The sequence below is a fragment of the Amycolatopsis sp. H20-H5 genome (assembly GCF_035828755.1).
GTDB lineage: Bacteria > Actinomycetota > Actinomycetes > Mycobacteriales > Pseudonocardiaceae > Amycolatopsis.
On record NZ_JAYMZS010000060.1, the window covers coordinates 44,734 to 53,150 of the forward strand.

Sequence of the window (8,417 nt, forward strand, 5' to 3'; positions counted from 1 at the left end):
CGCTTCGGGTGGAACTGGTGGTGCTTAGCGGAAGTCGCGACCGAAGTCGTAGTCGTCCAGCGGCACCGCCGCGCCCGGCGTGGAGCCGAACACGTCCGGGGTGTAGTAACCGTCGTCGTAGGACGGGATCGCGTAAGCCGCGACCCGAGCCTCTTCGGTCGGCTGCACCTGGATGTTGCGGTACTTGTTGATTCCGGTACCGGCCGGGATCAGCTTACCGATGATCACGTTCTCCTTGAGGCCCACGAGGCGGTCCGAACGGCCGTTGATGGCCGCGTCGGTCAGCACTCGCGTGGTCTCCTGGAACGACGCCGCCGACAGCCACGAGTCCGTGGTGAGCGACGCCTTCGTGATGCCCATCAGCACCGGGCGGCCCGAAGCGGGCTCGCCGCCTTCGGCGACCGCGGCGCGGTTACGCGCCTCGAACTTGGTCCGCTCGGGCAGCTCGCCCGGCAGGAAGTCCGTGGACCCGTTCTCGATGATCGTGACCCGGCGGAGCATCTGCCGGACGATCACCTCGATGTGCTTGTCGTGGATCGACACGCCCTGTGCCCGGTACACCTTCTGGACCTCGTCGGTGAGGTGCATCTGCGCCTCACGCGGACCCATGACCCGCAGAACCTCGTGCGGGTCGGGCGTACCTTCCAGCAGCTGCTGGCCGACGGCGACCTTGTCACCGTCCGCCAGCGGGCCGGACGCGGTGCCGGCGAGCCGCTGACGCTTGGACAGCTTGTCGAAGACGATCTCTTCGCCACCGTCGTCCGGGATCAGCGTGATCTTCCAGAACCGCTCGCTCTCTTCGATGCGCACGCGGCCATCGACGTCGGCGATCGGCGCCTTGCCCTTCGGGACACGGGCCTCGAACAGCTCCTGCACACGCGGCAGACCGGTCGTGATGTCGTCACCGGCCACACCACCCTGGTGGAACGTACGCATCGTCAGCTGCGTGCCGGGCTCACCGATCGACTGGGCCGCGACGATACCCACGGCCTCGCCGACGTCGACGAGCTGACCGGTCGCCATGGACCGGCCGTAGCAGGTCGCACAGATACCGACAGCCGACTCGCAGGTCAGGACCGAGCGGACCTTGACCTTGGCGATGGCACTCGCCACGAGCTGGTCGAGGGCCGGGTCGCCGATGTCGTCGCCGGCGTTCAGCACCACGTTGCCCTTGGCGTCCACCGCGTCCACCGCGAGGTTCCGGGCGTACACGCTGGTCTCGATGTGCTGGTCACGCAGGACCGTGCCGTCGGGCTGGGTCTCACCGATCGGCATGTTGATGCCCCGGGTGGTCCCGCAGTCGGTCTCGCGGACGATGACGTCCTGCGAAACGTCCACCAGACGACGGGTCAGGTAACCCGAGTCGGCGGTCCGCAGCGCGGTGTCCGCCAGGCCCTTACGAGCACCGTGCGTCGCGATGAAGTACTCGGCGACCGACAGGCCTTCACGGAAGTTGGCCTTGATCGGACGCGGGATGTACTCACCCTTCGGGTTCGACACCAGCCCACGCATCCCGGCCAGCGAGCGGACCTGCGTCATGTTGCCCGCCGCGCCCGACTTCACGATCACGGCGATCGGGTTGTCGTCCGGCAGCGCCGTTTCCATGATCTTGTGGACTTCTTCGGTCGCCAGCGTCCACACCTTGACGAGCTCGTTGTTGCGCTCGGTGTGCGACAGCTGACCACGCTGGTAGCGCTTCTCGACCTGGTCGGCCTTGCCCTCGTACTCGTCGAGGATGGCCTTCTTGCCGATCGGGGTCAGCACGTCCGAGATGGCGATGGTGACGCCCGAGCGGGTCGCCCAGTAGAAACCGGCGTCCTTCAGGCGGTCCAGCGTCTGCGCGACCTGGGTCATCGAGTACCGCTCGGCGAGGTCGTTCACGATCAGGGCCTGACGCTTCTTGGGCATCGGCTCGTTGATGAACGGGTAGTCCGCCGGCAGCAGCTCGTTGAACAGCACGCGGCCCAGGGTGGTCTCGGCGAGCCACGGCTTGCCGGGCTCCCAGCCCTTTTCCGCGAGACGGGCTTCGTCGGCCTTGGCCGGCGAACGGTCCGAAACGCGGATCTTGCAGGGAGCATGCAGGCTGAGCGCCTTGCGGTCGTAGGCCATGATGGCCTCGGCCGGCGAGGAGAACGCCTTGCCCGCGCCCTCGGTGCCCTCGGTGAGCCGGGTCAGGTGGAACAGGCCGGTCACCATGTCCAGTCGCGGCATGGCGAGCGGACGGCCCGACGCCGGCGAAAGGATGTTGTTCGCCGACAGCATCAGGATGCGGGCCTCGGACTGCGCCTCCGCGGAAAGCGGGAGGTGCACGGCCATCTGGTCACCGTCGAAGTCCGCGTTGAACGCCTCGCAGACCAGCGGGTGCAGCTGGATGGCCTTGCCTTCGACCAGCTGCGGCTCGAAGGCCTGGATCCCGAGGCGGTGCAGGGTCGGTGCGCGGTTCAGCATCACCGGGTGACCGGTGATGACCTCTTCGAGCACGTCCCACACCTGCGGGCGCGAGCGCTCCACCATCCGCTTGGCGGACTTGATGTTCTGCGCGTGGTTCAGGTCGACCAGCCGCTTCATGACGAACGGCTTGAACAGCTCGAGCGCCATGTCCTTCGGCAGACCGCACTGGTGCAGCTTCAGCTGCGGCCCGACGATGATGACCGAACGGCCCGAGTAGTCGACGCGCTTGCCGAGCAGGTTCTGGCGGAACCGGCCCTGCTTGCCCTTGAGCAGATCGGACAGCGACTTCAGCGGCCGGTTACCGGGGCCGGTGACCGGACGGCCACGGCGGCCGTTGTCGAACAGCGCGTCGACGGCCTCCTGCAGCATCCGCTTCTCGTTGTTGACGATGATCTCGGGCGCGCCGAGGTCGATCAGCCGCTTGAGGCGGTTGTTCCGGTTGATCACGCGGCGGTACAGGTCGTTCAGGTCGGAGGTCGCGAAGCGGCCACCGTCCAGCTGCACCATCGGACGCAGGTCCGGCGGGATCACGGGGACGGCGTCGAGCACCATGCCGCGCGGGTCGTTGCCGGTGGCCTGGAAGGCCGCGACGACCTTGAGCCGCTTCAGCGCGCGGAGCTTCTTCTGCCCCTTGCCGTTGCGGATGGTGTCGCGCAGGTGGTCGGCCTCGGCCGCGACGTCGAACTCGGCAGCCAGCTTCTGGATGGCTTCCGCGCCCATGCCACCGGTGAAGTACTCGCCGTAGCGGTCGACGAGCTCGCGGTAGAGCAGCTCGTCGGCGATCAGCTGACGCACGTCCAGCTTGGTGAAGGTCGTCCAGACCTCTTCGAGACGGTCCAGCTCGCGACCGGCGCGGTCACGCAGCTGGCGCATCTCGCGCTCGCCGCCTTCCTTGACCTTGCGGCGGACGTCGGACTTGGCGCCCTCGGCCTCCAGCTCGGCGAGGTCGGCTTCGAGCTTCTGCGCACGGGTCTCGATGTCCGAGTCACGCTTGGTCTCGAGGTTCTTGCGCTCGACGCCGATCTCGTTCTCGAGGGTCGGCAGGTCGGTGTGACGCAGGTCGGTGTTCACGCCGGTGATGACGTAAGCAGCGAAGTAGATGATCTTCTCGAGGTCCTTCGGCGCCAGGTCCAGCAGGTAGCCGAGGCGGGAAGGAACACCCTTGAAGTACCAGATGTGGGTGACCGGAGCGGCGAGCTCGATGTGGCCCATGCGCTCACGGCGAACCTTGGCGCGGGTCACCTCGACGCCGCAGCGCTCACAGATGATGCCCTTGAAGCGGACACGCTTGTACTTACCGCAGTAGCACTCCCAGTCGCGGGTCGGGCCGAAGATCTTCTCGCAGAAGAGCCCGTCCTTCTCCGGCTTGAGCGTGCGGTAGTTGATGGTCTCCGGCTTCTTCACTTCGCCAAAGGACCACTGGCGGATGTCGTCAGCGGTGGCGAGGCCGATCCGGAGCTCATCGAAGAAATTGACGTCCAGCACGTCTTTACATCCCCTTGGGGTTGATTCGACAAAGAGGGGTTGGCGGTCGAGGCGGGACCCACTTCAGGCAGGTCCCGCCTCAGACAGCCGTCAGTGCACGACGTCGTCCACCGAGGGCGACTCGTTGCGGGACAGGTTGATGCCCAGGTTCGCCGCGGCGCGCTCGAGGTCCTCGTCGTCCGAATCGCGCATCTCGATCGCGGCGCCGTCACTGGACAGCACCTCGACGTTGAGGCAGAGCGACTGGAGCTCCTTCAGGAGCACCTTGAACGACTCGGGGATACCCGGCTCGGGGATGTTCTCGCCCTTGACGATGGCCTCGTACACCTTGACGCGGCCGACCACGTCGTCCGACTTGATCGTCAGCAGCTCCTGGAGCGTGTACGCCGCTCCGTAGGCCTGCATCGCCCAGCACTCCATCTCACCGAAGCGCTGACCACCGAACTGCGCCTTACCACCCAGCGGCTGCTGGGTGATCATCGAGTACGGGCCGGTGGAACGGGCGTGGATCTTGTCGTCGACCAGGTGGTGGAGCTTCAGGATGTACATGTAGCCGACGGCGACCGGGTACGGGTACGGCTCGCCGGAGCGACCGTCCAGCAGCGTGGCCTTGCCGTTCTGCTTGACCATCCGCTCGCCGTCGCGGTTCGGCTTGGTCGCCGCGAGCAGCCCGGTGAGCTCCTCTTCCTTGGCGCCGTCGAACACCGGGGTGGCGGTGTTCGTGCCGGGGTCGACGTCGAACAGCTCCTGGTTCAGGTTCTTCGACCAGTCGGGATTGCCCTCGATCTTCCAGCCCTGCGACGCCAGCCAGCCGAGGTGCAGTTCGAGCACCTGGCCGATGTTCATCCGTCGCGGAACACCGTGGGTGTTCAGGATGATGTCGACCGGGGTCCCGTCCTCCATGAACGGCATGTCCTCGGCGGGCAGGATCTTGCCGATGACGCCCTTGTTGCCGTGACGGCCGGCGAGCTTGTCACCCGGCTGGATCTTCCGCTTCTGGGCCACGTAGACGCGGACCAGCTCGTTGACACCGGGGGGCAGCTCGTCGTCGTCCTCGCGCGAGAACACGCGGATGCCGATGACCTTGCCGGTCTCGCCGTGCGGCACCTTCAGCGAGGTGTCGCGGACTTCGCGGGCCTTCTCACCGAAGATCGCGCGGAGCAGGCGCTCTTCCGGCGTCAGCTCGGTCTCGCCCTTGGGCGTGACCTTGCCGACGAGGATGTCGCCGTCGCGGACCTCGGCACCGATCCGGATGATGCCGCGCTCGTCGAGGTCGGCGAGCACCTCCTCGGAGACGTTCGGGATGTCCCGGGTGATCTCCTCGGCGCCCAGCTTGGTGTCGCGGGCGTCGATCTCGTGCTCCTCGATGTGGATCGACGTGAGCACGTCGTCCTGCACCAGGCGCTCGGAGAGGATGATCGCGTCCTCGTAGTTGTGGCCCTCCCACGGCATGACCGCGACCAGGAGGTTCTTGCCGAGCGCCATCTCACCGTTCTCGGTGGACGGCCCATCGGCGATGACCTGGCCCTTTTCGACCCGGTCACCCTCGTCGACGATCGGGCGGTGGTTGAAGCAGGTGCCGTGGTTCGAGCGGCGGAACTTGTACAGTCCGTAGCTCTTCCGGGTGCCGTCGTCGTGCATGATCGTCACCAGGTCGGCGGAGAGCTCCTCCACCACACCGGCCTGCTCGGCGACGAGCACGTCACCGGCGTCGATCGCGGCGCGCAGCTCCATGCCGGTGCCGACCAGCGGCGCCGTGTTGCGGAGCAGCGGGACGGCCTGACGCTGCATGTTCGCACCCATCAGGGCGCGGTTCGCGTCGTCGTGCTCGAGGAACGGGATCATCGCCGTCGCGACCGACACCATCTGGCGCGGCGAGACGTCCATGTAGTCCACGTCGGACGGGTCGATCAGCTCGACCTCGCCGCCCTTCTTACGGACGGTGACGCGCTCCTCGAGGAAGTGGCCCTCCTCGTCGATCGGCGCGTTCGCCTGCGCCTTCACGAAGCGGTCTTCCTCGTCCGCGGTGAGGTAGTCGACCTGGTCGGTGACCTGACCGTCGATGACCTTGCGGTACGGGGTCTCGATGAAGCCGAACGGGTTGACCCGCGCGTACGAGCAGAGCGAGCCGATCAGGCCGATGTTCGGGCCTTCCGGGGTCTCGATCGGGCACATGCGGCCGTAGTGCGACGGGTGGACGTCGCGGACCTCCATGCCGGCGCGCTCACGGGACAGACCACCGGGGCCGAGTGCGGACAGACGTCGCTTGTGCGTCAGCCCCGACAGCGGGTTGTTCTGGTCCATGAACTGCGACAGCTGCGAAGTCCCGAAGAACTCCTTGATCGCCGCCACGACGGGACGGATGTTGATCAGGGTCTGCGGCGTGATCGCCTCGACGTCCTGGGTCGTCATCCGCTCGCGGACGACGCGCTCCATGCGGGAGAGGCCGACCCGGATCTGGTTCTGGATCAGCTCGCCCACGGTGCGGAGACGGCGGTTGCCGAAGTGGTCGATGTCGTCGACCTCGACCGGGATCTCGACACCGTCGACCGTCATCTTCTCCTCGCCGGCGTGCAGCCGGACCAGGTACTCGATGGTGGTGATGATGTCTTCTTCGGTCAGCGTGCCCGTGTCGTACGGGGACGCCATGCCCAGCTTCTTGTTGACCTTGTACCGGCCGACCTTCGCCAGGTCGTAGCGCTTGGTCTTGAAGAACAGGTTCTCCAAGAGGGTCTGGGCGCTCTCCTTGGTGGGGGGCTCGCCCGGACGCAGCTTGCGGTAGATGTCGAGCAGCGCCTCGTCGGTGCCGGCGGTGTGGTCCTTCTCGAGGGTCGCCAGCAGCGTCTCCGAGAAGGAGAAGCGCTCGCGGATCGCCTCGGTGGTCCAGCCGAGCGCCTTCAGCAGCACGGTGACCGGCTGGCGGCGCTTGCGGTCGATCCGGACGCCGACGGTGTCGCGCTTGTCGACGTCGAACTCGAGCCAGGCGCCGCGGCTCGGGATGACGCGGACGCCGAAGACGTCCTTGTCCGTCGTCTTGTCGACACTCGTGTCGAAGTAGACGCCGGGCGAGCGGACGAGCTGGGACACGACGACACGCTCGGTGCCGTTGATCACGAACGTGCCCTTGTCGGTCATCACCGGGAAGTCACCCATGAAGACCGTCTGGCTCTTGATCTCGCCGGTGTTGTTGTTGACGAACTCGGCGGTCACGAACAGCGGGGCCGCGTACGTCATGTCCTTGTCCTTGCACTCCTCGACGGAGGCCTTGACCTCGTCGAAGCGCGGGTCGGAGAAGGACAGCGACATGGAACCGGAGAAGTCTTCGATCGGCGAGATCTCGTTGAGGACCTCGGAGAGGCCGCCGACCGGGTTTTCTTCGCCTTCCTCGACGCGGCGTTCGAACCACGCCTCGGCGCCGGTGAACCATTCGAACGACCGGATCTGCACGTCGAGCAGGTTCGGGGTGGTGAGGGGCTCGCGAATCTTCGCGAAGGAGACCCGCTGGGGGGCTCCCGGGATTCCCGTGGACTCCGAGCGAGATACAGCCGATGTGGTCGCAGCAGTGGCCTGGTTCGCGGGAGAGACTGCCAAGATGCGTCCTTCCGGGGACAATGAGCGGTGAGCAGCCGCGTTAGCAACAGCTAATGCGGACTGTCAAGGGTGCCGTGTGCCCACTACTCTAACTACCGGCTCCGGGCAGCCTGAAAGAGGGCAGCGCAAAGAAGCAGTCTAGCCTGTACGGCGCGGCATGTCCAGGGGGCGCTCCTGACGGGGCCCAGCCTGCATCGCGACGTCTTCAGGTATGCCTCTCCGGCTCGTTCCTCCCGCCCTCCCGCAAGGGCCGGGTCGGTTCTCACCGTTGGCAGTAAGCGTGACCCCACAGACGCCTGGAGTCAAGATGCCACGCAGCGGACCCGCCAGTTGGAGGTACCGCATCTTTGGCCGACGCACCGGCCGACGGGCGCCGCCAAGCCGCTCCTGACTCCCAGCATAAGCGGGGGCTTTGGGTGAATCCCGGGGTGCGGTTGGAGGCCTGTTTCGGCCAGCGTGCTTGCTTGCGCCGCTGGGTCGTTACTGGTGCTCGGCGGCGGTGCGGGTTTTTGGTCGCGTCGTGAGGTGCGGTTGGAGGCCTGTTTCGGCCAGCGTGCTTGCTTGCGCCGCTGGGTTGTTACTGGTGCTCAGCGGCGGTGCGGGTTTTTGGTTGCGTCCTGAGGTGCGGCTAGAAGCCTGTGTTTTTGGCCAGCGCGCTCACAAACTCGCGCCGCCAGGTCGCCCCGACCCCCAGCGCACGCGCGGCTTTTGCTTGTAGGGGGGCGACCTACCGTCGCGAGTTGGGAGGGCCTGGCGGCCCTAAAAGAGGGCGCGCGGCGGTGAAGTCTCCCCTCGCAGGGCTCGGGGAGACGCTGTGGCTGGGGCGAACAGCTGGGGCTGGGTCACGTGGTCGGTGTCGTGGTCGAGTTGGGTGGGGGGCCACGTGCCTC

At 66.6% G+C, this 8,417-nt stretch carries 2 protein-coding genes; both read right to left on the minus strand.

What is annotated here, in order from left to right:
- Positions 1 to 24 precede the first annotated feature (24 nt).
- Positions 25 to 3,936, minus strand: coding sequence for a DNA-directed RNA polymerase subunit beta' (locus tag QMK34_RS28365; protein ID WP_326417547.1), 3,912 nt, complete (start codon positions 3,934 to 3,936; stop codon positions 25 to 27).
- 90 nt (positions 3,937 to 4,026) lie between these two features.
- A complete protein-coding gene (gene rpoB / locus QMK34_RS28370; RefSeq protein WP_326417548.1) occupies positions 4,027 to 7,527 on the minus strand; it encodes a DNA-directed RNA polymerase subunit beta in 3,501 nt (1,166 codons plus the stop codon).
- Positions 7,528 to 8,417 lie beyond the last annotated feature (890 nt).